This window comes from Mycobacterium sp. 1165178.9 (assembly GCF_001673555.1).
Lineage (GTDB): Bacteria > Actinomycetota > Actinomycetes > Mycobacteriales > Mycobacteriaceae > Mycobacterium.
Genome location: NZ_LZMB01000515.1, coordinates 1 through 666, shown reverse-complemented (window position 1 = coordinate 666; position 666 = coordinate 1). Strand labels below are relative to the sequence as shown.

The window sequence follows — 666 nt, the reverse complement described above, 5'->3', positions numbered from 1 at the left end:
ACGCCCAGCGACACGTGAGCCTGCTCGGCGTCCCGGTTGCCCAGCAGCAGACTGGGGCGGCCGGTGACCCGTCCGGCACCCTTGCGCGGCGCGATGGGTTCGCGGCCGCGAACCAGATGCGGTCCGAAGTGCCTGCGCACCAACGCGACCACCTCGTCGTGGTCGACGTTGCCGGCCACCGCCACCACCATCCGCTCCGGGGTGTAGCGCCGGACGTGAAACGAGTGCAGCTGGTTTCGCGTCATCGACGCCACCGATCGCGCGGTGCCGATGACGGGACGGCCCACCGGGTGGTCACCGAAGAGCGCGCTCAGGAACATGTCGCCGAGCGCGTCCTCGGGGTCGTCGTCGCGCATCGCGATCTCTTCGAGGACCACGTCGCGTTCCAGCTCGACATCGTTGGCCGCACAGCACCCGTTGAGCACCACGTCCGCGACCAGGTCGACGGCCAGCGCCAGATCGCTGTCGAGCACATGCGCGTAGTAGCAGGTGTGCTCCTTGGCGGTGAAAGCGTTCAGCTCTCCCCCGACGGCGTCCATCGCCTGCGCGATGTCCACCGCGGTGCGGCTGGGCGTCGACTTGAACAGCAGGTGCTCAACGGGTGCTGTGCGGCCAACGATGTCGAGCTGGAACGCGACGTGGTCCTCGAAGAGATCGCGATGCGCG

Annotated in this window: 1 protein-coding gene; it reads right to left on the bottom strand. The window is 68.6% G+C overall.

The features are described from left to right. Positions 1-666: pitrilysin family protein (locus A5652_RS21960; RefSeq protein ID WP_232001312.1), on the bottom strand; the 666-nt coding region annotated here is incomplete at both ends.